The 25,250-nt window shown below is 69.6% G+C and carries 17 protein-coding genes; 3 read left to right on the top strand and 14 right to left on the bottom strand.

Annotated features, from left to right (window positions below; translation table 11 throughout):
* Positions 1 to 60: 60 nt before the first annotated feature.
* The 8 genes from J2S57_RS17950 to J2S57_RS17915 all read right to left on the bottom strand — a co-directional run bounded on the left by J2S57_RS17950 (position 61) and on the right by J2S57_RS17915 (position 11,998).
* Positions 61 to 3,117 carry a PQQ-dependent sugar dehydrogenase gene (locus J2S57_RS17950; protein ID WP_307244393.1) on the bottom strand — a complete coding sequence of 1,019 codons (3,057 nt, stop codon included), beginning with the start codon at positions 3,115 to 3,117 and terminating at the stop codon, positions 61 to 63.
* Positions 3,114 to 4,235 carry a sugar phosphate isomerase/epimerase family protein gene (locus tag J2S57_RS17945; RefSeq protein WP_307244390.1) on the bottom strand — a complete coding sequence of 374 codons (1,122 nt, stop codon included), beginning with the start codon at positions 4,233 to 4,235 and terminating at the stop codon, positions 3,114 to 3,116. Before J2S57_RS17945 ends, J2S57_RS17950 begins: the two co-directional genes overlap by 4 nt.
* Before the next feature lie 108 nt (positions 4,236 to 4,343).
* Positions 4,344 to 5,513, bottom strand: coding sequence for a Gfo/Idh/MocA family protein (locus J2S57_RS17940; RefSeq protein ID WP_307244387.1), 1,170 nt, complete (start codon positions 5,511 to 5,513; stop codon positions 4,344 to 4,346).
* Positions 5,513 to 6,568 carry a substrate-binding domain-containing protein gene (locus J2S57_RS17935; protein WP_307244385.1) on the bottom strand — a complete coding sequence of 352 codons (1,056 nt, stop codon included), beginning with the start codon at positions 6,566 to 6,568 and terminating at the stop codon, positions 5,513 to 5,515. The genes J2S57_RS17940 and J2S57_RS17935 overlap by 1 nt, the downstream gene beginning before the upstream one ends.
* A 73-nt stretch (positions 6,569 to 6,641) precedes the next feature.
* A complete protein-coding gene (locus J2S57_RS17930; protein WP_307244383.1) occupies positions 6,642 to 7,634 on the bottom strand; it encodes an ABC transporter permease in 993 nt (330 codons plus the stop codon).
* Complete coding sequence (locus tag J2S57_RS17925; RefSeq protein ID WP_370882672.1) at positions 7,631 to 9,121, bottom strand: sugar ABC transporter ATP-binding protein; 1,491 nt, start codon at positions 9,119 to 9,121, stop codon at positions 7,631 to 7,633. Before J2S57_RS17925 ends, J2S57_RS17930 begins: the two co-directional genes overlap by 4 nt.
* A 67-nt stretch (positions 9,122 to 9,188) precedes the next feature.
* Positions 9,189 to 10,376: an ROK family transcriptional regulator gene (locus J2S57_RS17920; protein ID WP_307244379.1), complete on the bottom strand. Its 1,188-nt coding sequence runs from the start codon at positions 10,374 to 10,376 to the stop codon at positions 9,189 to 9,191.
* Between the two features lie 188 nt (positions 10,377 to 10,564).
* Positions 10,565 to 11,998, bottom strand: coding sequence for a bifunctional folylpolyglutamate synthase/dihydrofolate synthase (locus J2S57_RS17915; RefSeq protein WP_307244377.1), 1,434 nt, complete (start codon positions 11,996 to 11,998; stop codon positions 10,565 to 10,567).
* A gap of 155 nt (positions 11,999 to 12,153) precedes the next feature.
* Between J2S57_RS17915 and J2S57_RS17910 the strand changes: the two genes are divergently transcribed.
* Positions 12,154 to 12,693 carry an RNA polymerase sigma factor gene (locus J2S57_RS17910; protein WP_307244375.1) on the top strand — a complete coding sequence of 180 codons (540 nt, stop codon included), beginning with the start codon at positions 12,154 to 12,156 and terminating at the stop codon, positions 12,691 to 12,693.
* On the top strand, positions 12,690 to 13,601 hold the full coding sequence (locus J2S57_RS17905) for a hypothetical protein (protein WP_307244372.1): 912 nt from the start codon (positions 12,690 to 12,692) through the stop codon (positions 13,599 to 13,601). Before J2S57_RS17910 ends, J2S57_RS17905 begins: the two co-directional genes overlap by 4 nt.
* On the opposite strand, the gene J2S57_RS17900 is transcribed toward J2S57_RS17905, so the two are convergent.
* Positions 13,598 to 14,602, bottom strand: coding sequence for a P1 family peptidase (locus J2S57_RS17900; protein ID WP_307244370.1), 1,005 nt, complete (start codon positions 14,600 to 14,602; stop codon positions 13,598 to 13,600). The genes J2S57_RS17905 and J2S57_RS17900 overlap by 4 nt on opposite strands.
* Before the next feature lie 24 nt (positions 14,603 to 14,626).
* On the opposite strand from J2S57_RS17900, the gene J2S57_RS17895 reads away from it, so the two are divergent.
* Positions 14,627 to 15,565, top strand: coding sequence for a LacI family DNA-binding transcriptional regulator (locus J2S57_RS17895; protein WP_307244367.1), 939 nt, complete (start codon positions 14,627 to 14,629; stop codon positions 15,563 to 15,565).
* Here the strand turns inward: J2S57_RS17895 and J2S57_RS17890 are convergent.
* From J2S57_RS17890 to J2S57_RS17870, 5 genes are all read right to left on the bottom strand, one after another.
* Positions 15,562 to 16,470 (bottom strand): siderophore-interacting protein, encoded by a 909-nt coding sequence (locus tag J2S57_RS17890; RefSeq protein ID WP_307244364.1) that lies wholly within the window; start codon positions 16,468 to 16,470, stop codon positions 15,562 to 15,564. The genes J2S57_RS17895 and J2S57_RS17890 overlap by 4 nt on opposite strands.
* On the bottom strand, positions 16,467 to 17,534 hold the full coding sequence (locus J2S57_RS17885) for an ABC transporter substrate-binding protein (protein WP_307244362.1): 1,068 nt from the start codon (positions 17,532 to 17,534) through the stop codon (positions 16,467 to 16,469). Before J2S57_RS17885 ends, J2S57_RS17890 begins: the two co-directional genes overlap by 4 nt.
* A 160-nt stretch (positions 17,535 to 17,694) precedes the next feature.
* Positions 17,695 to 20,052, bottom strand: a complete 2,358-nt coding sequence (locus J2S57_RS17880; protein WP_442358349.1) for an immune inhibitor A domain-containing protein — start codon at positions 20,050 to 20,052, stop codon at positions 17,695 to 17,697.
* Positions 20,053 to 20,223: 171 nt separating this feature from the next.
* Positions 20,224 to 22,602 carry an immune inhibitor A domain-containing protein gene (locus J2S57_RS17875; RefSeq protein ID WP_307244357.1) on the bottom strand — a complete coding sequence of 793 codons (2,379 nt, stop codon included), beginning with the start codon at positions 22,600 to 22,602 and terminating at the stop codon, positions 20,224 to 20,226.
* Between the two features lie 163 nt (positions 22,603 to 22,765).
* Positions 22,766 to 25,093, bottom strand: coding sequence for an immune inhibitor A domain-containing protein (locus J2S57_RS17870; protein ID WP_307244355.1), 2,328 nt, complete (start codon positions 25,091 to 25,093; stop codon positions 22,766 to 22,768).
* Positions 25,094 to 25,250: the final 157 nt, after the last annotated feature.

Genomic DNA, 25,250 nt, shown 5'->3' with positions numbered 1-25,250 from the left:
TCGTCTCCCACGAACGAGTCGCCCGGGCCTTCACCACGAAGGCCCGGGCGACAGCCGGAACTACTTCTTCTGCACCTGCTTGATCAGATCGGCCGTGTCCCGCCTCAGCACCTTGCGGGCGTCCGCGTCCGGCACCGTGAGCCTGGTCAGCGACGCGTCGAGCACCCTCAGCGCCGTCACCGCCTTCACGGTCTTCTTCGCCACCGCCAGCTGACGGGCGGCCTCGAGCTCGGACTGCAGCAGCACGGCCCCGCCCCTGGTCACCTTCTTGTCCTTGGCGTACTGCGTGATCAGGGCCTTCACGTCGGCGAACGAGGTCACCACGGTGAACTCGACGCTCTTCGTGGTGGTCTGACCGGCCTTGTCCGTCGCCGTGACCGTCAGCGTGTGCTTGCCGAGGTCCAGCGTCGAAAGGGCGATCTTGGCACCCGACATGATCTCCTTGCCGTCGAGCGTGCCCTTCACGCTCTCGATCCCGCTGTCGTCGGTCGCCTCCCAGCCCAGGGTCACGGTTTTCGAGTCACCGACGGACGCGCCGGCCTCCACACCGGTCACGGTCACCTCGGGCGGGGTGGAGTCCACCGGGCCCTCCTCGGTGGAGAAGGTCAGCTGGTCCAGCACCACGCCCCCCGAGGAGGTGACGTAGAGCTTGCCGGTGCCCGACGGTTTCGCGGACCCCAGACCGACGGCCTTCTCGGCGATGCCCTCACTGTTCACCCTCAGCGTGGCGAACGGGGTGGCGTCCGGCGTGCCCCAGCGGAACGCGAGCGTGCCGGATCCGGACGAGGCGACGACGACCGAGTTCACCGTGCCCAGGTTGACCGGGTCCCAGCCCAGGTGGTCGCCCTCGTCGAACGACGTCACCTTGCGCAGGCCACCGGCCGCGGCGTCGTCGACGATCTCGACGCCCTGCTGCTCGTCGGCCCACTCCGCCTGCTGCACACGGGGGTTGAGGATCATCGAGACCTCACCGGTGGCGGCCGGCACCCCGTTCGCACCGGCGTCGGTGTAACGGATCACCACCACCCCGAAGATGTTCTCGGTGACCCCGTGCTCCTGGGCGTCGGCCGGCGTCGGGATGGTGAACGAGCAGCCCGTGCCCTGGCTCAGCGGGTGCGCGTGCCGGTCGTGCCCCAGCCCGAAGGTCCAGGCGACCCGCGAGCACACCGTCGCCGCCCCGTCCTCCGGATCGTCGGTGGTGACCGTGAACGGAACGCCCTCGCCCCAGGTGAAGAACGCGCCGTTCGACGGGGTGGTCACCGTGACCGTCGGCGCCACGTTGCCGACGCTGATGGCCGTGGAGGTCAGGCCGTACTTGCCCTCCGGGTCGGTGACCCGCAGCCGCGGCGTGTACTTCCCGAGTTCGGTATAGGTGTGGGACGCGGTGACGCCGGTCGCGTCGAACGTCCCGTCGGCGTCGAAGTCCCATTCATAGGTGAGGTCCTCGCCCTCCGGGTCGACCGACCCGGCGCCGGAGAACTCGACCGTCAGCGGAGCCGAGCTGCTGCTGGCCGGATCGGCGTCGATGTGAGCCTGCGGGGACTTGTTGCCCGGCGCCCAGTCGATCCGGTACAGCCCGGCGTCCGGGTTCTGCCGGAAGAAGCCGTCACCGTAGTCGAGCACGTAGAGCGCCCCGTCCGGCCCGAACTCGATGTCGATCGGGCTGTCGGTGATCGGCTGCCCGTTCGTGGTGAGGTCGGCGTTCGGCAGGAACTGCTCGATCTTCGAGACCGGGCCGGCCGGCCAGTCGACCGTGAACGCCGCCAGGTAGTCCTGGGAGAACTCGGCGAAGAACGCCTTGCTGTCCCAGTACTCGGGGAACTTGGTGGTGGAGTCGTTGTCGGCGTCGTAGTGGTAGACCGGGCCACCCATCGGGCCCTGGCCGCCCTGCGCGTCGAAGTCGGTCAGCTCCGGCCACGGCTGGTCGTCCGCGTCGTCCCCGTAGTAGAGGTCGGCGGGCGTCGCCGGCGGCAGCGTGGCCAGACCGGTGTTCCAGCGCGAGTTGTTCGCAGCCCCGGCCCCGCAGTCGAAGAACGCACCGGCAGTGGCGGTCTCGTAGTTCCACTCGTTGTAGTTGAAGTTGTTCCCGGTGCAGTACGGCCAGCCCGAGTTCTCCGGCTCGTCGATGCTCACCGTGTTCCACTCGACGTAGCCCATCGGGCCGCGCTGGGCGTTCGCGACACCGGCGTCCGGTCCGTAGTCACCCCACGAGACGCTGTTGGTCTCCGCGTCCACGTCGATACGGAACGGGTTGCGCACCCCCTGCACGAAGATCTCCGGGCGGGTCTTCTCGGTACCCTCCGGGTACAGGTTGCCGTCCGGGATCGTGTACGAGCCGTCGGCCGCGACCGTGATGCGCAGGATCTTGCCGCGCAGGTCGTTGGTGTTGCCCGCACCCCGCCGCGAGTCGAAACCCGGGTTGTAGCCCGCGCGGTCGTTGTTCGGGGCGAAGCCGTCGGCGCCCGGCGTGCCCGCCGGGGTGTTGTCGCCGGTGGCCAGGTAGAGGTTGCCGTCACCGTCGAAGTCGACGTCACCGGCCACGTGGCAGCACTGGCCGCGCTGTTGCTCCACCTTGATGATGACCTGCTCGGTGGCCAGGTCGATCTTTCCCGAGGCCGAGGAGAACTTCACCCGGGAGAGCTGGTTGTAGCCCTTCCACTGGTTCCAGTACGACTCGTCCGCGCCTGCCGGGAGGGTGTTCGGCGCGCTGCCGGTCGGGGTGGTCGTGGGGTAGGGCGCCGTCATGGTCTTCGGCGCGTAGTAGAAGTAGACCCAGCCGTTCTCCGCGAAGTCCGGGTCGAGGGTGACCGTCTGCAGGCCGTCCTCGGAGTTGTTGTAGACGTCGAACTTGCCGGCCTGCGTGGTGACGCCGGTGGCCGGGTCGGTCAGCCGTACCACGCCGTCGCGCGCGGTGTGCAGCACCCGGCTGTCGGGCAGCACGGCCAGGTCGATCGGCTCACCGGTGTCCTTGGTGAGCGTGATCTTCTCGTAGTTGGCCCAGTTCAGCGGGTCTTCGTCACCCTCGTGGCCCGGGTGCGCACTCGCCGCCGGCGGCACGAAGAGCAGTGCCCCGAACGCCAGCAGTACCGCCAGGAAGAGCTTCAGCGCGCCCTTCACAGCGACGCCAGGTGCTGCAGGCCCAGCCGGGCGTGCTGCAGCGACTGGGCCGGCGCGGCGGTGCCACCGGGGGCCGTGTCCTGCTCGACCATCGGGTTACGGGTGTCGGTGCGCCCCACCCGGTCGAAGAACCTCTCGTAGTCGATCTTGCCGGTGCCGAACGGCACGATGTCGTAGCCGTTGGCCACGTCCAGGTCGGGCTCACCGTCCTTGGCGTGGAAGAGCGGGAACCGGGCGTTGGCGCTGAGCACCGTGGCGGCCGGGTCGAAGACGTCCGTGCGGGTCGAGCCGTCCGGCGCGGTGTACTCCTTGAACTTGTACTGGGCCACGTGCGCCCAGAACACGTCCATCTCCAGGTGCACGTACTTCGGGTCGGTGACCTTGAGGAAGTACTCCAGCCGCCGGATACCGCTGCTGCGTGTGGGGTTTCCCGACGCGTCCTTCGGCCCGCTGTCGAGCAGGAAGCTGTAGGCCACGTCGTGGTTGTGCGTGTAGAGCTTCAGCCCGGCCCGCGCCGCGATCCTGCCGAGCCCGTTCCACTTCTCCGCCGCGACGTCCCAGTCGGCCTTGAAGGCGCTGTTGGTCGGGTCGGACCCGGTGCCGACGTGCTGCGCCCCGAGGATGTTGGCGATCTCCAGGTGCAGCTTGAACTTCTCCTCGTCGGCGGGCGTCAGCGGCCAGGCGGGGATGAAGCCGTGGTTGCCCTGGGCCCGCAGACCGTTGTCGTCGAGCCACTTCCGCAGCTGCTTCGCCCCGGCGACCGATTCCAGCGAGGCCCCGCCCGGCGCGTTCGCGTGCTGGGTGTAGCCGGCGAACTCGACCTGCTTGTAGCCGATCTTCGCCAGCGCCTCGAACACCTCCTTGAACCCGGACGGGCCGTTGAAGGCGTTCGGATCGCGGGAGACGGCGTCACGCACCGTGTAGAGGATGATGCCGCGCTTGCCCTTGGGGATCTTGCGGCCCGGTCGATGGATGGTGGCCTCCGCGGTGGCGGCGGGTACGGTCACGGCGGCGGCCACCGCGGCCACCCCCGTGCTCGCGGCGAAAAGCTGACGACGGTTCAGCCGCAGGGCTCTGGCCAGGGCTGATGCCTCGTTCTGCGATGGTGCGTCGAACATGCTGTTCTCCTAGACTGGAGCGGTCAGGGGTCTTCGGGGGCAATGCGGTGGTGCTGCGCTCCTTTCCTGGCGCGGGTTCCCGCCGGTGTTCACAGCACCGGCGGGAACTCAGGCGGCGTTCTGCGTCACCGCCGGCAGGGGCTGCCAGTGCGAGCCGCCGGCGGCGGAGTCCACCACCGCGGCGAGCACCTGCTGCACCTGCAGGCCGTCCTCGAACGACGGCGACGGTTCGTTCCCGGTGCCGAGATCGGCCAGCAGATCGGCGATCTCGTGGGTGAAGGAGTGCTCATAGCCGAGCAGGTGCCCGGCCGGCCACCACGCCTTCAGATAGGGATGCTCGGGCTCGGTGACCAGGATCCGGGTGAAGCCGCCGGTCCGGCTGCTCGAGGTGGCGTCGAACAGGTGCAGCTCGTTCATCGACTCGAAGTCGAAGGCCAGGCTGCCGAGGCTGCCGTTGACCTCGATCCGGATGGCGTTCTTGCGCCCGCCGGCGAAGCGCGTCGCCTCGAACGAACCCAGGGCCCCGTTACCGAAACGGCCGATGAAAAGTGCGGCGTCGTCCACGGTTACTGCACCCTTCTCGGATGCGGACTGGTGCAGCGGACGTTCCTTGACGAACGTCTCCGTCAGACCGGTCACCCCGGCCAGCCGGTCGCCCACGATGAACTGCGTGGCGTCGACGATGTGGGCACCGATGTCCCCCAGGGCCCCGCTGCCCGCCCGCTCGGCCTGCAGGCGCCAGACCAGCGGGAACTGCGGGTCGATGATCCAGTCCTGCAGGTACTGGGCCCGCACGTGCCGGATCTCCCCCAGCCGGCCCTCGGCCACCAGCCTGCGCGCCAGCGCGATCGCGGGCACCCGGCGGTAGTTGAAGCCGACCATCGAGTGCACCCCGTGCTGCCGGGCCCGGCGGGCGGCCGCGACCATCAGCTCGGCCTCGGCCACGGTGTTCGACAGCGGCTTCTCGCAGAGCACGTGCTTGCCCGCGGCCAGGGCGGCGATCGCGATCTCGGCGTGTGTGTCGCCGGGTGAGCAGATGTCGACGATCTGGATGTCGTCGCGCTCGATCAGCGCCCGCCAGTCCGTCTCCACGCTCTGCCAGCCGAGTTTCGCCGCCGCCCGCTCGGTGGCGGCCTGGTCGCGCCCGCAGATCGCGGTCATCTCGGCCCGCAGGGGAAGGTCGAAGAAGTGGTTGACCGAGCGCCAGGCCTGGGAGTGGGCCGCTCCCATGAAGGCGTAGCCGATCATGCCCACACCGATCGGGTTCGGGGCCCCCATCAGGACTCGAATCCGAGAGACAGGTACTCGTCCACGTTCTCCTTGGTGATCGTCTCGCTGGTCAGCGTGATCGACGCCGGCACACCGAGTTCCACCAGGTCGCTCATGCCCTTCTTCTGCCCGACCAGGCGAGCCAGCTTCACCGCCGACGCGGCCATGCTCGGCGGGTAGGTCACGGTCGCCTTCATCACGCCGCTGTCGGCCTTGATCAGGTCCATCATGTTCTTCGAGCCGGCCCCGCCGACCATGATGAACTCGTCGCGCCCGGCCTGCTCGATCGCCGCGAGCACGCCCAGCCCCTGGTCGTCGTCGTGGTTCCAGAGCCCGTCGAGCTTCGGCGCGGCCTGCAGCAGGTTGCTCGTGACCTGCTGGCCCGACTCCACCGTGAACTGGGCGCTGACCTTGTTCGACACCTTGAAACCGGCTGTCGCCAGGGCCTCTTCGAAACCCTTGCTGCGGTCCTGGGTGAGCGGGAGGTCGGCGATGCCCTGCACCTCGGCGATCACCGGGTCCTTCACCCCCTTGGCGGTGAGCTGCTGGGCCAGGTAGTACCCGGCGGCGGCGCCCATTCCGTAGTTGTCGCCGCCGATCCAGGTGCGGGCGCCGCGGGGCGAGGAGAACACCCGGTCGAGGTTGATGACCTGGATCCCGGCCTCCATCGCCTTGATCCCGACCTCGGTCAGCGCGTTGCCGTCGAACGGCAGGATCACCAGCACGTTGACCTTGCGGCTGATCAGCGTCTCCACCTGGGAGATCTGCTGGTTCACGTCGTTGCTGCCCTCGACCGCCTGGAAGTCGACGTCCGGGTACTTCTTCGCCTCCTCCTCGGCCTTGGTGGTGATGGCGCCGATCCAGCCGTGGTCGGCGGCGGGGGCGCTGAACCCGATCACCACCTCCTGCCCGGCCGCGTCGTTGCCGCCGCTGCTGACCGCCTGGGTGCTGGCGACCGGCGCCGCGTCGGGCTCGTTGCTGGTGCAGGCGGCGAGCAGGGCCCCGGCGCCGAGCAGACCGGTTCCGGCGAAGAGCCGTCTGCGGTCGAGCGTCAACTTGTCCATGGTGGCGAACCTCCGTGTGTCGAAGTGAGGACGACGCCGGGAGCCGGCTCGTCGTCGAACCCTTGGGTGGTGGTCAGCTGCGGTTCGCGCGCCGCTGCAGAAGCACCGCGGCCACGATGATCAGGCCCTTGGCGATGTTCTGGGTCTCGGTGGCCAGGTTGTTCAGGATGAAGATGTTCGTGATCACGGTGAAGACCAGCACACCGAGGATCGAGCCGACGATCGTGCCGCGGCCTCCACTCAGCAGGGTGCCGCCGATGATGATGGCGGCGATCGCGTCCAGTTCGTAGAGGTTTCCGTGGGTGCTGGAACCGGTGGTGGTGCGGGCCAGCAGCATGATCGCCGCGATGCCGCAGCAGCTTCCGGAGAGCACGTAGAGCAGTGCGGTGTTCAGCCGGACGTCGATGCCCGCCAGCCGCGCGGCCTCCTCGTTGCCCCCGATCGCGAACACCCGCCGGCCGAACGTGGTGCGGTTCAGCAGCACCCAGCCGGCGATCGCGACCACCGCGAGAATGATGACGAGCAGCGGGATCCCGAGGACGTCGCTCTTGGCCAGATCCTTGATCGGCTGCTCGGTGACCAGCTGGGTGCGGTTGTCGGCGATGCGCGCCGCCAGGCCCCGGGCCGTCACCATCATGGCCAGGGTCACGATGAACGGCACCAGCTTGCCGTACGCGATGAGCAACCCGTTGATCAGCCCGGCCCCGGCCCCGACGAGCAGGGCGCAGAGAGCCATCATCCACGGGCCGTACGACTGGGTGGCCAGGGTGGTCGCCCAGACCGAGGCCAGCGCCACGATCGCGCCCACCGAGAGGTCGATGCCGCCGCCGATGATGACGAAGGTGGCACCCACGATCACCACGCCGATCACCGACGAGCTGACCAGGATGTTCTCGAGATTGTCGCCCGTCAGGAAGTTCTCGCTGGTGGCCGCCCCGATCACGACGAGGACGGCCAGCACCGCGACCAGACCGAGATTGCGGATCTCGGTGCCGCGCATCCGGGCCAGTACCCCCGGCCGGTTTCCCGGAGCCACCGGAGGGGCGGTGGACTGTTCCACGCTCATCTCACGATTCCTTCCATCACCAGGTCGAGCACGCGGTGCTCGTCGAGTTCCTCGGCCGGGGCGGTGTGCACGACCTTCCCCTCCCGCATGACCAGCACCCGGTCGGCCAGGCCGAGCACCTCGGGTACCTCGCTGGAGACGAGCAGCACACCCATCCCCTGACTCGCGAGACGCCGCACCACGGCGTAGATCTCGGACCGGGCACCGACGTCCACCCCCCGCGTGGGCTCGTCGAGCAGCAGCAGCCGGGTGTCGCCGAGCAGCCAGCGGGCCAGCACCACCTTCTGCTGGTTGCCGCCCGAGAGCGTGCGGACGGGCCGGGCCACGTCGTCGGGGCGCACCTCCAGCTCACGGGTGGCCTGCTGCGCGGTGACGCGTTCACGGCGCCGGTCGAGCCAGCCGGGAACGGTTTTCGTCATCCGGGGCAGCGAGGCCAGGCTCACGTTGCGCGCGATCGGCTCACCGAGCAGCAGGGCCTGGCTCTTGCGTTCCTCCGGGGCGAGGCCCATACCGGCCCTCACCGCCGCCCGCACCGAGCTGGCCCGGAGCTCACGGCCGCCCATGGTGACCGATCCCCCGGTGCGGCGCCGCGCCCCGTAGATCGTCTCGAGCACCTCCGAGCGGCCGGCCCCGACCAACCCGGCGATCCCGACGATCTCACCGGGCGCCACGCTGAGCGAGACGTCGTCGAAAACACCCTTGAGCGACAGGTTCCGGACCTCGAGCAGCGAGGAGCCCCCGGCCGGCGCCCCGGAGCGCGGCGGGAACAGGTACTCCACCCGCCGCCCGGTCATCGACGAGACCAGCTGCTGCGTGGGTGTACTCGCGGCGGGCAGACCACTGGCGACGGTACGGCCGTCCTTCAGAACGGTCACCACGTCGCCGATCTGCCGGATCTCGTCGAGGCGGTGCGAGATGTAGACCACCGCGACTCCTTCGGCGACCAGGTCGTGGATCACCCGGAACAGGTTCTCGACCTCGTCGTGGGCCAGCACCGCCGACGGCTCGTCCATCACGATCAGCCGGGCGTCGCGGGCCAGCGCCCGGGCCAGGCTGACGATCTGCTGCTGCGCCGCGGAGAGCCGCCCCACCTCGCGGCTCACCGGAATCTCCGGGTGGCCGAGCTTTTTCAGCACCTCCCGGGCGGCGAGTCCCTGGGCCGAGCGGTGCACGAAGCCGGCCGAGGCCTTCTCGTGCCCGAGGTAGAGGTTGTCGGCCACCGAGAGACCGGGCACCAGGTCGAGTTCCTGGTAGATGGTCGCGATGCCGCGCTGGATCGCCGCCGACGGAGACGGGAAGGTGACCTCCTCGCCCCGCCAGGAGATGCGTCCCTCATCGGGCCGGTGGGCGCCGGCGAGCACCCGGATCAGGGTCGACTTGCCGGCTCCGTTCTGCCCCAGCAGACAGTGCACCTGACCCGCGGAGACGTCGAGATCGACGCCGTCCAGGGCCCGGACGCCGGGGAACTGCTTGACGATGCCGCGCATGCGCAGCAGGACGTCGTCGTCCACGGTGGCCTCCTCGTCGAGGTCGCGCAGGGAACGTACGGGTGATTCAGTTGGTTGCGAAAACCGAGTCGGAGATGAGCCTTCCGGCCCCCACGACACCCGCGGTGCCGCCGAGCTCGGACAGGACGATCGGGAGGTTGCCGGTGGCGAGCGGGAGCGAGCGGCGGTAGACGACGCTGCGGATCTCGGCCAGCAGCGGGTGACCGAGACCGGCCACGCCGCCCCCGATCACCACCAGGCCGGGGTTGAAGAAGCTGACGAGCGAGGCGAGCACCTTGCCGATGCGGTTGCCGCCGTCGCGAATGAGAGCCAGGCTGAACGGGTCTCCGGCCGCGGCGGCATCGCCCACGTCCCTGGCCGAGGGGTGCGGAAGCCGTTCGGCCAGCCACGCCGACCGGCCGCTGCGGGCGGCCGCCTCGGCGTCGCGGGCGAGGGCCGCGCCGCCGAAAGCCGCTTCGAGACAACCGGTGTTGCCGCAGGCACAGACCGGTCCGTGACCGTCGACCTGGATGTGCCCGATGTCGCCGGCCGAACCGTTCACGCCGCGGTAGATCTCCCCACCGACCACGATGCCGCAGCCGATGCCCGTGCCGATCTTGACGAAGAGCAGATCACGCACGCTGCGGGCGGTCCCGGAGTGGAGTTCGCCGAGGGCCATCACGTTCACGTCGTTGTCGACCATGACCGGGGCCCCGAGCGCAGCGCCGAGGGTGTCCCGGATCGGGAAGCGGCTCCAGCCGGGCATGATCGGCGGTGCGACCAGTGCCCCTTCGGCCTGGCTGACCGGACCGGGCACACCGACGCCGACCCCGGTGACGGGCGCGCCCTCTTCGGCCAGACCGGCCCGCACCTTGGCCACCAGATCGATGACCTGCTCCAGCACCGAGGCCGGCCCGCGGCGCACGTCGGTCTCGGCGCGGTCCTGCCCGAGCAGGTTCAGTTCGCCGTCGAGCACCGCGACATCGATCGACGTGGCGCCGATGTCGATGCCCACGAACCGCAGGCGGCGCGACAGGGCGACCATCTGCGAGCGCCGGCCACCGCGGGAGGCCGCGAGACCCACCACGTCGACCAGGCCGAGGTCGGCGAGGCGCTCGACCTCGATCGCGACCTTGGACTTGGACAACTCCACCGCGTCACCGAGCTCGGCCCGCGACTGCTGGCCGCTGTCGCGCAGGAGACGGAGAAGCCTTGCCTGGTGCCGGTTCTCCGGGCGGGTGCCGACGCGTGCCACGATGCCGACCTCCCGTCCGTGTCCGGCCGCTACCCCTGTGTAGCGCCTGTGAGGGACAGTAATGCGACTTTGTCCAGTTTGGGAAGAACTTCGGCCACAAAAAGCGGAAAGTCCGCCGAGCGGTCGGCGGACAACGTTTGCGGGCGGGCCGGATCACGGCCGGGGAAAGCCCCGGCCGTGATCACTTCTCACTTCAGGCGGAAGAGCCTTCGCACATCGGCGGCCATGGTGACCGAACCGGTCGCCAGCACCCCGCCGCCGATCATCCCGCCGATCTCGGACTGGCCCATGGCGTAGTCGAGGGCGTCGTCGAGGCGCTCGAAGGTGGTGACCCGGTCGTCGCCGAACACGTCCTCGGCGATCTCGGCCAGGTCGTCGGGCGCCATCGCGCGCGGCGAGGAGGTGCGGGTGACGACGACCTCGTGCAGCACCGGCTCGAGCGCGCCGAGGATGCCCTCCGCGTCCTTGTCTTCCAGCACGGCCACGACCCCGATGAGCCGGGTGAAGCCGAAGGCCTCCTCCAGGCTGTCGGCGAGAACCTGGGCACCGGACGGATTGTGCGCGGCGTCGACCAGCACGGTCGGGCTGCGGCGCACCACCTCGAGACGGCCGGGCGAGTCGACGTCGGCGAACGCGGCCCGCACCACGTCGATGTCGAGACCCGTTCCCTCGCCGGAGTTGTCGGTGGCCGCCCAGTCGCGGCCGTCGGAGAGCAGGAACGCCTCGACGGCGGCGAGCGCGGCCGCGGCGTTCTGGGCCTGGTGGGCGCCGTGCAGCGGGATGAAGATGTCCGGGTAGACCGCGGCGGCCCCCTGGAGGGTGAGCAGCTGACCGCCGAGGGCGACCTCGCGGGTGCTGACGCCGAACTGGTAACTCTCGCGGAAGACGGTGGCCCCGACCTCGGCCGCGCGGGACAGCAGCACCTCGGCCGCGTCGTCGTGCTGTTCCGAGATCACCGCGATCGCACCGGGTTTGATGATGCCGGCCTTCTCGGTGGCGATCGTGGCGACGTCGTGCCCGAGGAAGCGCTCGTGGTCGATGCCGACCGGCGTGACCACGGCGACGCGCGCGTCGATGATGTTCGTCGCGTCCCACGAGCCGCCCAGGCCGACCTCGACCGCGGCCACGTCGACCGGGGTGTCGGCGAACGCGGCGTAGGCCAGGGCGACGAGCACCTCGAAGTAGGTCAGGCGGGGGTTACCGGCCTCGGCGTTGCGGGCGTCGACCAGTTCCAGGTAGGGCGTGATCTCTTCGTAGGCCTCGATGAAGCGCAGCTCGTCGATGCTCTCGCCGTCGATCGCGATGCGCTCACGCACGTCGCGCAGGTGCGGGCTGACGAACCGCCCGGTGCGCAGGCCGTGCTCACGCAGCAGCCGCTCGATCATGCGGGTGGTGGAGCTCTTGCCGTTCGTGCCGGTGACGTGCACCGACTCGAAGGACCGCTGCGGGTCGCCGAGCAGCTGGGCGACGGCCGCGATGCGGTCGAGGCTGGGCACCAGGTCGTGTTCGGGGGCCCGGCCCAGGATCTCCCGGTACACCTCGGCCGCACGCTGCGAGAGCGCCTGCGCGATCTCGGCCTCCTTGGCGTCGTGCTGCGGTCCCCGGCCCGCGATCCGGGCCATCAGCGGTTCACCTTGACGAAGTGCATGCGCAGAGCCTATATCGCGGCGGGACGGCCACCGTTCAAGGACTTACTCCCCCACATTCGGGGTAAACCTCGCGCCGGTCCTGCGGCTGTGGTCAGCATGAGCACCTCACGAGGGGAAGGACCGACCGGATGCCCGCGCCGCCCGACGCCGAGCGAGACGAGGAGCGCCTGCCGATCCCAGCCCGGCCGGCGGTCGACTTCGAGGACTTCTACCGCCGCGAGTTCTCCCGCATGGTGACGCTGGCGGTCGCGGTCTCGGGGAGCCGGCTGGCCGCCGAGGACATCGCCCAGGACGCGTTGCTGCAGGCCCGGCTGAACTGGGACACGGTCGGGCGCTACGAGAAGCCGGGAGCCTGGCTGCGCCGGGTGACGATCCGGACGGCCTCGAGACGGTTGCGCCGGGCGCGGGTCGAGGCGGCGGCACTGCTGCGGCTGGGCAGCACCCCGCCGCCGCTTCCGCCGGGTCCGGACGAGGTGGAGACGGTGCTGGCGGCGATCCGGCAGCTGCCGAAGCAGCAGCGGGCGGTGATCGTGCTGGTCTACCTCGAAGACCGCTCGGTGCGGGAGGTCGCGGAGATCCTCGACATCGCCGAGGGAACCGCGAAGGCCCATCTGCACAAGGCCCGGGCCCGGCTGGCCCAGCTCCTGGGAGAGGAGGGCCGGCGATGAGTGCTCTCGACGACCGGCTGAGGGACGCGTTGCACGACCTGGATGCCCGGGTCGCCTCGGCGACGGGCCGGGTCCCGCAGGCCCCACCGCCGCGAGCGCGACGGGTACGCGTACTGGTGCCGGTGCTCGCCGCCGTCGCGGTGCTGGCCGTGCTTCTCGGCTCGGTGGTGATCGGCCGCCCGCACGACCGCAGTGCCCCGGCCAACCCGCGTCCCACCACGTCGGCGGGTGACCTCGACGGCCTGGTCAACATCGACCAGGAGAGCGGGGCCCCCAGCCAGAGCCCGGCCGACGCCACCCGGGACGGGGTCTTCCCCGCGGTCGCGGCGCTGCCTCTGGTCAACCGGCTGGCCACGATCCAGGGGATGGGGGCGATCGTGACCGACGAGGGGGTCTGGGTGATGACGCGGCCGTCGCTGGGCAGCATCTGGGGCAGCGACGGCTGCGTGGAGCGCACCGACGCCACCCCGAGGTACCCGCTGTGCAGGTCGCTGGTCTACAAGGAACTGCTGCTGCTCTCGAAAGGCCCCGCCGAGCAGCACATCCTGCGCGCCTACCCACTGCTCAACGCCGAGGACTGGTTCGCGGTCACCGACCAGGCCGTCTACTGCGGGCACGACAGCAACCGCTCGCACTACGACTCGACCGTGTGCCGGGTCGACCGGCTCACGCTCGAGCTCGAGGGGTTGTGGCTGGCCTGCGGCCCGGGTGACGCCTGCCCGGAGAGCGGCACCAGCCCGCAGATGAGCCGGCGTCCCGGCACCTGGAAGTACGGGCCCTTCGTGGACGGGGCGGCCGGCATCGAGCTGACCGCCCAGGGTGGCGTGAACCTGGTGGACCGGTACGGGCGTCTGACCGCCGAGCTCGGCACCCACCCGTTCTCGGCCCGGGAGCGGCTGGGGAGCTAGACCACCGCGTTCAGCACGGCGTCCCAGGTCAGTTCGGAGGCGACCGAGCCGAGCGCGGTCAGGGTGCCCGGGAGGGGAGGCACCCCGCCGGTGGTGACGGCGAAGAGGACGTCGCCGTCACCACCGGTGTTGAACGGCTGGATCCCCCGGTTCATCGAGCCGTGCACCTGGCGGGCGAACTGGTTCAGCTCCCGGTCGTCGAGGTCCACGTCGGTCACCACGCAGGTGATCGTGGTGTTGGCGGTGACTCCCCGCGGCTGAGGACCGGAAACCCCGCGAGCCAGCTGCGCGGCGTACCCCGCCGCCGGATGAGACCGCTCGCCCGTGTCCGGGTCGAGGTTGCCGCGCACCACCCGCCCGGAGCGGTCGACGACCACCCCGACCGCGTTCACCACCGTGACCACCAGAACCGACGCGTCCCCCGTCTGACCGAAAGCCACCCCCTGACCCGCGAACTCGGCGCGAGCGAGATCGAGTTTGCCCACCGACGTGGAGATCCCGGCCCCGACCCGCCCGAACGCGGCCCGCCCCTCGACCGCGTTCCGGAGAGCGGCCCGCCCCAGCTCGGCATCCGGGTGGACCGCGTTGTCGCGCGGCCCGAAATCGTAGACCACCGCGCTGGACACGACCGGCAGCCGATCGAACCCGACGTCATACCCTCCCCGCCGCAGCATCTCGTCGATCACCCCGGTGCCCGCGGCCAGGCCGAAGGTGGAGCCCCCGGTGAGGCAGACGGCGTGGTTCCAGGGGAATCCGCCGCTCATCCCGACCGCCCCGCCCCGCTGGTCGACGGCCGTGCGGCACAACCGCGGGAACTCGATCACCGTGCAGCCGGTGGGACCGGCCGGGTACTCGGCCGTGCCGATGCGCACGCCCGGGAAGTCGTACTCCAGCAGACCCACGGAGCCGAGGCCGACGCCGGGCGAATCCAGGCGCAGATCCGGCGAATTGCCCACCGGGCGACCGGGAACCAGTGGTGCGGGACGGGCACTGTGCGTCATGAGATCTCCCCGTAGGATCGAGTGGTGACCGACAGACCGACCCTGCTCGACGTCGCGCGCCGGGCCGGCGTGGGCAAGTCGACGGTCTCCAGCGCGTTCACCGGTTCCGGGCGGATCTCCCCGGCCACCCGTGACCTCGTGCTGGCGGCCGCCACCGAGCTGGGTTACGTGCCCAACCGCGCCGCCCGCCGTCTGCGCGGCGGGTCCACCGGCACCGTCGGCCTGTACCTGCCGCAGACGCCGACGCGGTCGGAGTACTACATGAAGTTCGTCTTCGGGGCCCTGGAAGAGGCGTCGAAGCTGGATCTCGACGTCACCGTGCTCACTCCGCACCGCGCCGCCCTGCCCCCGGCCGACGGGGTGATCCTCGCCGACCCGATGATCGGTGACGCCTTCGCCGACCGCCTGCTCTCGTCGTCGCTGCCCGTCGTGACCTGCGAGCGTGTGCTCTCCGGACCGCCGGCCGACGGCACCGTGTGGTCCGACCACGGCGCCGGGGCCACCGCCCTGCTCGACCACCTCCGCGAAAGAGGCTCCCGGCAGCCCGGTCTCGTCCTTCCCGGCGACGACGGCGACTGGACCCGTCAGTGGCGTGAGGCCTGGACCGCCTGGTGCGAGGAGGCCGGGGTGGCGTCGCTCATCGAGACCACCGACTGGATACCGACGAACGCCCAGGTGACCGACGCGTCCTCAAGCCTTCTCAAGCACGTGGACGCACTGGTCTGCGCCCCGGTGGAGACGGCGAACATGGCCCTGCCCGCCGTTCGCGCCACCGGCAAGAACGTGCTGCTCGCCTGCGGCACCGACTCGACCTCGGCCCAGCTGGGCCAGATCACCGCGCTCGACACCACTCCCCACCAGGCCGGGCTTCACTGCGCCCGTCTCCTCCACACGATCATCGCCGGTGGAGAATCGGTGTCGGAGCAGCTCCCCGTCCGCCTCGTGCACCGCCGGTCGACCTAGAGCCCGGCCTTCTCGTACTCCTCGTCGAGGATCTCGGAGGCCTCGGCGTTGCTGAGCCCCTTCTCGATCGCCTCGAAGTAGACCTGCACGAGCTGGTCGCCGCCCACCTTCTCGAAGGTCTCGTTCCAGTGCTCGGCGTCGGCCCGCCAGTAACCCACGCTCTGCACGTGGGTCAGCGGCCAGTTGTGCTCCTTGCGCATGAGCTTGCGCACGGCCCGCGACTGCGCGGCCTCTCCCGAGTACCAGACGTAACCCGTTCCCAGCTCGGCCAGTTCGGGCAGCTTGGCCGCGATCAGGTCGACCAGCGCGCCGGGGGCGACGCCGTTTCCGGTACCGATGCTCGCGTCGACGCTGCGGGCGTTGCACCGGGTCGCGGGCAGGGCCGCCAGGTCGTCGGCGTCCACGGTCTCGACCAGCGCGTACACTGCCGGGCCGTCCACCGCGCACTCCTCGATGATCCGGGCCAGGGCCGGCAGACCGGTCAGGTCGGCCGCCGCCAGAACCCATTTCGCGTCGGCCGGAGGCTCGTACCAGCAGCGCGGACGGGTGATGAGAATGACGTCGCCGATGGACGCGTGCAGGGCCCACTCCCCCGCGACCCCACCCGGGTGAACCACGAAATCAACTGTCATCCGGCCGTTCTCGAACGAGCGCACCGTGTAGTTGCGTCCGGGCGGAGCCGTCGAGGGGTCGTGGTGCCCCCACACGCCGTCCTTGAGCGTGGTCGGCGCGGGCCGGTCCTCACCCGGCTTCGGGAACCACAGCACCACCGCCTCGTCGGCCACCTCCAGCGGCCGGTACTGCGGCATCTCCTCACCGCCGAGCACGATGCGCACCAGATGCGGGCTCAGTCGGGCGGTTTCGACGACCTCGGCGTAGAGGGCCCCGGAGGTGGCGTAGGTCATGGTTGTTCAGCTCCCAGCTCGGGCAGGGTGGACGGATCGCCGTCGAGGGCGAGCACGATCTGGGGCACGAGCTCGTCGAGCACGAGCCCCAGACTGAGAACGGACGAGAACTGCAGCGCGCCGTTCCAGAGTTCGGATCCCAGGAACAACTCCCGGCGTTCCTTGCGGACGTCGAGACGGCTGTAGAGGTCGTTCTCCAGCAGGGCGACGGGCCCGGGATCGGTGGCCGCCTCCGACCAGAAGGCCACGTCGACGTCGAGCAGGTCGAGGCGTTCCTTGCTGATCACGTAGTAGGTGTCGGCGTTGTCGGTGAGCTTCGTGACCTCGTCGCTCATGGTGAGCCCCAGGTCGAGGAGCACCTGGGAGCTGGTCACCGTGGGGCTGTAGAGGTAGATCGAGCCGTCGACGCTGGAGGCGTTGACCGTGGTGGCGCCCTTGAACTCGGGGTGGTCCGTGGCCGTCTGCCGGATCCGCCGCTCGAGGTCGTCGACGAGCGCCTGCGCGGGCTGACCGGCCACCTTTCCGGCGGCCAGCGTCATCTGCTGCCAGGTCACGTCGTAGTCGCCGGGCCCACCGGGCTGGGCGAGCACCGGGGCGATCTTGACCAGCAGGTCGTAGACGTCCTGGGTGAGGCCGGCCGAGAGGCCCACGATCAGGTCGGGCCGCAGCGCGGCGATCTGCTCGTAGTCGAGCTCGGCCCGCGGCAGCACCTCCGGCTTCGCGCCCTTGAGGTACTCGGTGGCCCAGGGCCAGACCGCGTTCGGCTTCTCCCCGAACCACTCCCGCACCGCGACCGGCACGAGACCGACGGCCAGGAACGCGTCCGCCTCCTTGAAGCCGACGATCACCACGCGCTCGGGCTTCTTCTCGATCGTCAGGTCACCGAAGGCGTGGGCGATGGTGACGGGGAAGTCTCCGGCGCCCGCGGAGCTCTGGGCCGCCGGGACGACGTCACTGTCGTCGGTTCCGCAGGCGGCCAGGAGCAGCCCGACCCCGGCGCCCAGCAACAGGTGGCGGCGAGAGGGCAGGACAGAACCGATGGGGGACGCGTCGGGCTGGCTCATGGGTACTCCGGGCAGGTCTGGGCACGCCATCCGTGGATGACTTAGGCGAGCCTAACCTTAGGGGAACCTGCTGGAACGTTCCAGCACCAGTTCTGCATCTGTTGTCCTTCGCACACGACAGTGCCCCCGGTCATTCGACCGGGGGCACTGTGCTCGGTGACTAGGAGGTGACCTTCACGGTCAGGGACGTGCCCTTCTCCTTCGTGACCTCGATCTTCACGCCCGCCTTGGCGACCTTCACGCCGTGGTCGGGAACGACCGCGTCGTAGAAGCTCTTGGTGTCGTCGAAGACCGGGGTGCCCTTCAGGCCCTTGATCGGGCTCTTCTTACCGTCGACGTGCAGGGTGAGACTGTCGGCCTTCTTCAGCCCGAACGGTGCGTCGTACAGCTGCACCCGGGTGCGCCAGGGCTGGCCGTCGACCCGGTACAGCGGGGCCGGGTGCGCGTCGACCGTCAGGTTGCGGCCCTCGCCGGGGTGCACGCTGACGTTGTTGTCGACGAACGACGTGTCCCAGTAGGTGACGAGCAGCCCCTCCTGGTACGGGAAGTGCTCGGCGAAGTCGGGTTTCGTGCTGACCCAGCCGATGTTGTACGGGCCCGTCTCCAGGTACTTGTCGAAACTGACGTACGACCGGTGCGCCGCGATGTAGTAGTGGTCGAACTCGGCCGTGTCGGTGCCCGTCGTACGCCGGAAACCCACTGCGGTCCAGGCGCTGTCGGCCGTCTCGGCCCCGTCGGCGAAGACCCCCTCGACCGCGATGTCGTCGAGGTAGATGCCCGCCGGGCGGGCGGTGTCGGCGCCGGCCGCGGCCGGGTCGGTGGAGTAGCGGAACCGCAGGCTCACGGTCTTGCCGGCGTAGGCCGACAGGTCGAACGTGGCCGGCTTCCAGCCCGCACTGTCACCGTCGATGCCGTTGCCCTCGGCGGCCGTGGTGATCGAGCCCGGGATGGCCGTGAAGCCGCTCCCGTCGTCCACCTCCACGTAGGCGTAGTCGCAGGCGTCCGGGCCGCAGTCCTCGATGTTCCAGCTGGCCTGGAAGGTCAGCTGCGGAGAACCGGTGGGCACGGCGACCGAGCGGGTCAGCGTGTTGTTGAGATCGTTGCCGCTGTCGCTGTACCACTCGTACTCACCGCTCGCGGGCTGCTCCAGTTGCGTCGTCACCTGCTTCTTCGGCAGCACGACGACGGTGGCCTGGGGCTTCTTGGTGTTGTACTCCTCCGGCCCGAGCTCGATCGTGCGGGTTTTCTTCTTCTTGCCGGAGGTCGCCGTGACGCCCTCGTAGTCCAGCCAGCCCAGCTGCAGCTTCTCCCAGGCGCCGAGGTCGCCGGGACGCGTGCCGAGCGCCTCGCCCTTGGCACTGAGCCGGCTCTGGGCCATCAGCGACCACCACTCGACCGGGCTGGTGCCGCCGTTGGCGATGTCGTAGTCGTCGGGCAGGCCCAGGTCGTGGCCGTACTCGTGGGCGAAGACGCTCAGACCGCCGTTCTCGGGCTGCGTGGTGTAGTCGCCGACCCACAGGCCGGTGGTGCCGATCTGGGTGCCGCCGAGCTTGTTGCCCGCCGGGCCGGTCTGCCCCGCGTTGCCCGAGGCGACGTACCAGCGGTGGCTCCAGATCGCGTCCTCACCCTGCTGCGGGTCACCGTCGGCCTGGTCGCCGCCGGCGTGCACGATCTGGAAGTGGTCGATGTAGCCGTCCGGCTCGTTGAAGTCGCCGTCGTTGTCGTAGTCGTAGCGGTCCCACTGGTCGAACTCGGCCACCGCGGCCTTGATCTGGGCGTCGCTCTGGCCGGCGGCCTTCTGCCCGGCCACCCACACCTGCAGCGCGTCGGTGATCATCTGCCAGGTGTTGCTGCAGATGTCGGCCGCGCACGGGTAGCCGTTCGAGCGGCCGTAGCGGGCCTCGTTGTAGGGCAGCTTCACCCAGTCGGTGACCTTGCCCTCGACGCTGTAACGCCCCGAGCTCTGCGTCTCGTAGTACGTCTTCAGCGACTCGCCCTTGCCGAAATACAGGTCCTCGTAGTGCTTCTTGTTGTAGTCGGCCTGCCAGACGGTGGTGTTGTCGTCGGCACCCGGCTTGGGGATCTTGTTGTGCTGGGGCCCTTCGAAGGTCGACGGGCCCACGGTGTCCGGATCGGTGTCCTGGTCGGGGTAGCTCGGGTGCCGCTGGTCGCCGAACTCGGCCAGCACCACGAAGATCCGGTCGGTCTGCTCCCGCGCGAGCTCGACGTACCGGTCGTCCTTCGACCCCTTCTTGCCCGTGAGCTTCACGACCCGGCTACCGTTCTTGGTGGTCACGGTCGCGTCACCGTTGAGCACCTGCGAGACGGCCTCCTCGCGCAGGGCCCGGGCCTTGTCCTGCTGCGGGCTGGACAGGTCGTCCGAACCCGACGCCCCCTGCTCCGTGATCCCGATCGGGGACTGCGCGAGCGGAGTTGCTGCCGATGCTGTGCCGGGGAGCGCCAGTGCGGCTCCCGCGGCGACGGAGAGGGTCGCCAGACCCACCAGGACTTTTCGCACACAGACCTCCCAGTCCGTGGCCACCCGGTACAGGTTGCCGGGTGACTCAGGGAGAAACCTAGGCGAATTCTGTGCTCGATTTAAGGTCCTTGGCCGGATTTGTGGTTTTTCCGACGACGAAGGGCCCGGCACCACGTGGTGCCGGGCCCTCGAAGCCGCTGCTGCCGATGGTCAGGGAGTGGTGACCCGGATCGTCATCGCGGTCTTCTTCCGCTTCTCCACCGTGATCTTCACACCCGTCGCGGGCAGCTTCACCCCGTGGTCGAGCTGCACCGGGTCGAAGTAGTTCTGGGTGTCGTCGAAGACCGGGTTGGCCGGGAGCTTCGGGATCCGGCTGCGCTCACCCTCGATGTGCAGGGCGAAACTGTCGGTCTTGTCCAGGCCGAACGGCGCGTCGTAGAGCTGGACCCGGGCCCGGAAAGGCTTGCTGTCACTGCGGAACAGCGGGGCCGGGTGGGCGTCCACGATCAGGTTGCGGCCCTGCCCGGGATGCTGACTGACGTTGTTGTCGGTCTGCGAGGTGTCCCAGTAGGAGACGAGAAGGCCTTCCTGGTAGGGGAAGTGCTCGACGTGGTCGGGCCGGGTGGAGGCCCAGCCGAAGTTGTACGGGCCCGTCTTCAGGTACTGGTCGTAGCTCACGTACGAGCGGTGGCCGGCGATGTAGAAGTGCGGGAAGCTCGCCGTCTCGGTGCCCGTGGTGCGCCGGAAACCGGCTGCGCTCCAGCCGTTCGCGGCGCTCTCGGCGCCGTCCTCGAACGATCCCGCGATCGCGATGTCGTCGAGGAACAGACCGGCCGGGGCCGCGGGGTCCTGTCCCTCCACGGCCGGGTCGGTGGTGTACCGGAACCGCAGGCTCACGGTCTTCCCCGCGTAGGCCGACAGGTCGAACGAGGCCGGCGTCCAGTCGCCCACGCCGTCGATCGCGTTGTTCTCGGCCGCGTTCGTGATCGAGCCGGCGATCGGGGTGAAGCCGTTGCCGTCGTCCACCTCGACGAAGGCGTAGTCACAGGGGTCCGCACCGCAGTCCTCGATGTTCCAGGCGGCCTGGAACGTGAGCTTCGGCTGACCGGCCGGCACCGCCACCCCGGAGCGCGTCAGCGTGCGGGTGACCGAGTTCGCCGTGCCGCTCCACCACTCGTACGAACCGGTTCTCGGCTTCGGGAGCTGGGTCACGACGGTCTTGAGCGGGAGCCCGACCACCACGGCCTGGGCCCGTTCGGTGTTGTACTCCTGCGGCCCGAGCTCGACGACCCGGTCGCGACGGCCGTAGGTCACCTCCTCGTAGTCCAGCCAGCCCAGCATCAGCTTCTGCCAGGCGCCGAGGTCACCGGCGCGCACGCCGATCGGCTCACCCTCACCGCTGAGACGGCTCTGCGCCATCAGCGACCACCACTCCACCGGGCTGCCCCCGCCGTTCGAGACGTCGTAGTCGTCCGGCAGGCCCAGGTCATGACCGTACTCGTGGGCGAACACGTCCATGCCGCCGTTCTCGGGCTGCATCGTGTAGTCACCCACCCACAGGCCGGTCGTGCCGATCTGCGTTCCGCCGAGCCGGTTCCCGTCCGGCCCGGTGAGCCCCAGCGCGTCCGGGTCGACGAACGAACGGTGGCTCCAGATCGCGTCCTCCCCCTGCTGCGGGTCGCCGTCGGCCTGATCACCGCCGGCGTGGACGATCTGGAAGTGGTCGATGTAGCCGTCCGGCTCGTTGAAGTCGCCGTCACCGTCGAAGTCGTAGCGGTCCCACTGGTCGAACTCGGCCACGTCGGCCTTGATCTGGGCGTCGGTGCGGCCCGCGGCCTTCTGCTGAGCGACCCACGCGGTCACCGCGTCGGACAGCAGGCGGTAGACGTTGCCACAGTTGTTGCTCGGGCACGGGTAACCGTTCGAGCGACCGTAACGAGCCTCGTTGTAGGGCACCTTCACCCAGTCGGTGACCTTGCCCTCGACGCTGTAACGCCCCGAGCTCTGCGCCTCGTAGTAGGAGCGCAGCGACTCGCCGTCACCGAAATACAGGTCCTCGTAGTGCTTCTTGTCGTAGTCGGGCTGCCAGACGGTGCTGTTGTCGTCGGCCGCCGGCTTCGGGATCCGGTTGTGCAGCGGCCCCGAGAACGTGGTCGGCCCGGGAATGGACGGGTTGGTGTCCCGGTCGGGGTAGCTCGGGTGCCGCTGGTCGCCGAACTCGGCCAGCACCACGAAGATCCGGTCGGTGACCTGGCGGCCGAGCTCGACGTACTGGCCGTCGTCGGCCTGCCTGCGCACCCCGGCCGCCGCCGGGGCCGCGTCGAGCCGGACCACCTGACTGCCGTTGCGGTTCTCCACCTCGGCGTCGCCGGTGAGCACCTCGGTGACGGCCCTCTCACGCAGGGCGCGGGCCTTCTCCTGCAGCGGGCCGATCAGGTCGTCGGGCGAGGTCCCGTCGGCGGCGAGACTCACCTGCTCGGACGTCCCCGGCGGAACGGTCTGGGGCTGGGCCGTGGCCGCCCCGGGCAGCGCCATCACGGCGCCGCCGGTGATCGAGAGGGTCGCGAGACCCAACAACAGTTTTCGCATGTGCTCCGTATCCCCCGTGCGCACCTCGTCCCCCATTCTTGTGAGGGTCACGGGGATCATCCCGGCTCCCGACCGGTAACTGGACGCCGGGGCCGAGAATCGCGCGAACGCCTGATGCCCGGAGCCACTGCCGTGGCCCCGGGCATCAGCGAGATCAGCTGGATCAGCTAGTGACCCGGATCGTCATCGAGTCCTTCTTCTGCTTCGTCACCTCGATCCGCACCCCGGCGTCACGCACCTTGACACCGTGGTCGAGCTGCACGGGGTCGAACCAGTTCTGCGTGTCGTCGAAGACCGGGTTGCCCGGCAGCTTCTTGACCTTCGTCTTCACCTTGTCGTAGTGCAGCGTGATGCTGTCGGTCTTCTCCAGGCCGAACGGCGCGTCGTAGATCTGGATCCGGGTGCGGAAGGGCACGCCGTCGCTGCGGTACAGCGTCTGCGGATGCGCGTCGACGTAGAGGTTGCGGCCCTCCCCCGGGTGCACACTGACGTTGTTGTCCGACTGGGAGGTGTCCCAGTACGAGATCAGCAGGCCCTCCTGGTAGGGATAGTGCTCGACCCAGTCCGGGTTCGTGGCGAGCTTGCTGAAGTTGTACGGGCCCGTCTTCAGGTACGTGTCGAAGCTCGTGTACGAGCGGTGGCCGGCGATGTAGTAGTTGTCGTACTCCGTGGTCACCGTGCCCGTGGTGCGGGTGAATCCCGCTGCGGTCCAGGCACTGTCGAGCGTCTCCGCACCGTCCGTGAACACCCCGTCGACGGTGATGTCGTCGAGGAAGAGACCCGCCGGGGCCGAGGGGTCCTGCCCCTCCACGGCCGGGTCGGTGGCGTAACGGAAGCGCAGGTCCACCGTGGTGCCGGCGTAGGCCGAGAGGTCGAAGACCGCCGGCTGCCAGCCGTCGCTCACCCCGTCGATGGCGTTGCCCTCGGACGCCGTGGTGATCGAGCCGGGGACGGCCTGGAAACCACTGCCGTCGTCCACCTCCACGTAGGCGTAGTCGCAGGCGTCCGGGCCGCAGTCCTCGATGTTCCAGCTCGCCTGGAAACTGAGCTGCGGGGCACCCGCCGGCAGGGCGACCGACCGGGCGAGCATGAAGTCCCGCCCGTTGCCGGTGCCGCTCCACCACTCGTAGTCGCCGGAGGCCGGCGGCACGAGCTCGTCGGTGACCTTCTTCTTCGGCAGCACCACGACCGCGGCCTGCGGCTTGCTGGTGTTGAACTCCTCCGGGCCGAGGTCGATCGTGGTGTCCTCGTCGGTGCCCGCCACCACGGTCTCGTAGTCGAGCCAGCCGAGCTGGAGCTTCTGCCAGGCCCCGATGTCGCCGGGCCGGGTGCCCAGGGCCTCGCCCTCGGCGCTCAGCCGGCTCTGGCCCATGAGCGACCAGTGCTCCACGGCGTTGCCCACGCCACCGGCGATGTCGTAGTCGTCGGGCAGGCCCAGGTCGTGGCCGTACTCGTGGGCGAACACGCTCAGGCCACCGTTCTCGGGCTGCATCGTGTAGTCACCCACCCACAGGCCGGTCGCACCGACCTGGGTGCCGCCGAGCTTGTTGCCCGCCGGGCCGGTGCTGCCCGCCTGGCCGGAGTTCACGTACGAGCGGTGGCTCCAGATCGCGTCCTCGCCCTGGTGCGGGTCGCCGTCCGCCTCGTCCCCACCGGCGTGCACGATCTGGAAGTGGTCGATGTAGCCGTCCGGCTCGTTGAAGTCGCCGTCACCGTCGAAGTCGTAGCGGTCCCACTGGTCGAACGCCTTGAGGTCGGCCGTGATCTGGGCCTCGGTGCGGCCCGCGGCCTTCTGCTGCGTGACCCACGCGGTCAGGGCGTCCGAGATCAGCACACCGCTGTTGCTGCACACGTTGCCGCTGCACGGGTAGCCGCCCGACCGACCGTAGCGGGCCTCGTTGTAGGGCACCTTCACCCAGTCGGTGACGGCGCCGTCGACGCTGTAGCGGCCCGAGCTCTGCGTCTCGTAATACGTCTTGAGCGACTCCCCGTCCCCGAAATACAGGTCCTCGTAGTGCTCCCGGTCGTAGTCGGCCTGCCAGATCGTGGAGTTGTCGGTCTTGGCCGGCTCCGGGATGGCGTTGTGCAGCGGGCCGTCGAACACCGTGGGCCCCGGTGTGGCCGGGTTCGTGTCCTGGTCGGGATAGCTGGGGTGCCGCTGGTCGCCGAACTCGGCCAGCACCACGAAGATCCGGTCGGTGCGCTCACGGGAGAGCTCGACGTACCGGTCGTCGGTCGTGCCCTGGAGCTTCACCACCTGACTGCCGTTGCGGCTGAGCACCTTCGCGTCGCCGTTGAGGACGTCGGTGAGGGCCTCCTGACGCAGGGCGCGGGCCTTCTCCTCCATCGGGCTGAGCAGTTCGTCGGTTCCCTGCACGGGCGCCTCGGCCGCCGCCTGGACGTTCGACACCGCCGAGGCGTTCATCGGCAGCATCAGGCCGGCCCCGGCTGTCAGCGACAGCGTGGCCAGGCCCAGTAGAGCTTTTCGCACTCGAACCTCCGGTTGGGAGTCTCGCCGCGCGGTCCTTCGCACGGGATTGACAGGAAACCTAAAGGTCTTCGCGAACCGGACAATCAGCGCGCTTGTTACTTATCTGTTTCCCCGGTCGCATACCGCGAGAAACCGCAGGTCGCAAGACTCCGGGAGA

Origin of the sequence: Kineosporia succinea (assembly GCF_030811555.1) — a bacterium.
In the GTDB taxonomy this organism is placed as follows: Bacteria; Actinomycetota; Actinomycetes; order Actinomycetales; family Kineosporiaceae; genus Kineosporia; species Kineosporia succinea.
This window is presented reverse-complemented; position numbering and strand designations above follow the sequence as displayed.

Coding starts and splice junctions, on each gene's coding strand:
- J2S57_RS17940 (WP_307244387.1), bottom strand. CDS start 5,513: ATGGGGGCCCCGAACCCGATCGGTGTGGGCATGATCGGCTACGCCTTC.
- J2S57_RS17925 (WP_370882672.1), bottom strand. CDS start 9,121: ATGCGCGGCATCGTCAAGCAGTTCCCCGGCGTCCGGGCCCTGGACGGC.
- J2S57_RS17935 (WP_307244385.1), bottom strand. CDS start 6,568: ATGGACAAGTTGACGCTCGACCGCAGACGGCTCTTCGCCGGAACCGGT.
- J2S57_RS17910 (WP_307244375.1), top strand. CDS start 12,154: ATGCCCGCGCCGCCCGACGCCGAGCGAGACGAGGAGCGCCTGCCGATC.
- J2S57_RS17885 (WP_307244362.1), bottom strand. CDS start 17,534: ATGAGCCAGCCCGACGCGTCCCCCATCGGTTCTGTCCTGCCCTCTCGC.
- J2S57_RS17890 (WP_307244364.1), bottom strand. CDS start 16,470: ATGACCTACGCCACCTCCGGGGCCCTCTACGCCGAGGTCGTCGAAACC.
- J2S57_RS17875 (WP_307244357.1), bottom strand. CDS start 22,602: ATGCGAAAACTGTTGTTGGGTCTCGCGACCCTCTCGATCACCGGCGGC.
- J2S57_RS17900 (WP_307244370.1), bottom strand. CDS start 14,602: ATGACGCACAGTGCCCGTCCCGCACCACTGGTTCCCGGTCGCCCGGTG.
- J2S57_RS17905 (WP_307244372.1), top strand. CDS start 12,690: ATGAGTGCTCTCGACGACCGGCTGAGGGACGCGTTGCACGACCTGGAT.
- J2S57_RS17945 (WP_307244390.1), bottom strand. CDS start 4,235: ATGTTCGACGCACCATCGCAGAACGAGGCATCAGCCCTGGCCAGAGCC.
- J2S57_RS17915 (WP_307244377.1), bottom strand. CDS start 11,998: ATGGCCCGGATCGCGGGCCGGGGACCGCAGCACGACGCCAAGGAGGCC.
- J2S57_RS17930 (WP_307244383.1), bottom strand. CDS start 7,634: ATGAGCGTGGAACAGTCCACCGCCCCTCCGGTGGCTCCGGGAAACCGG.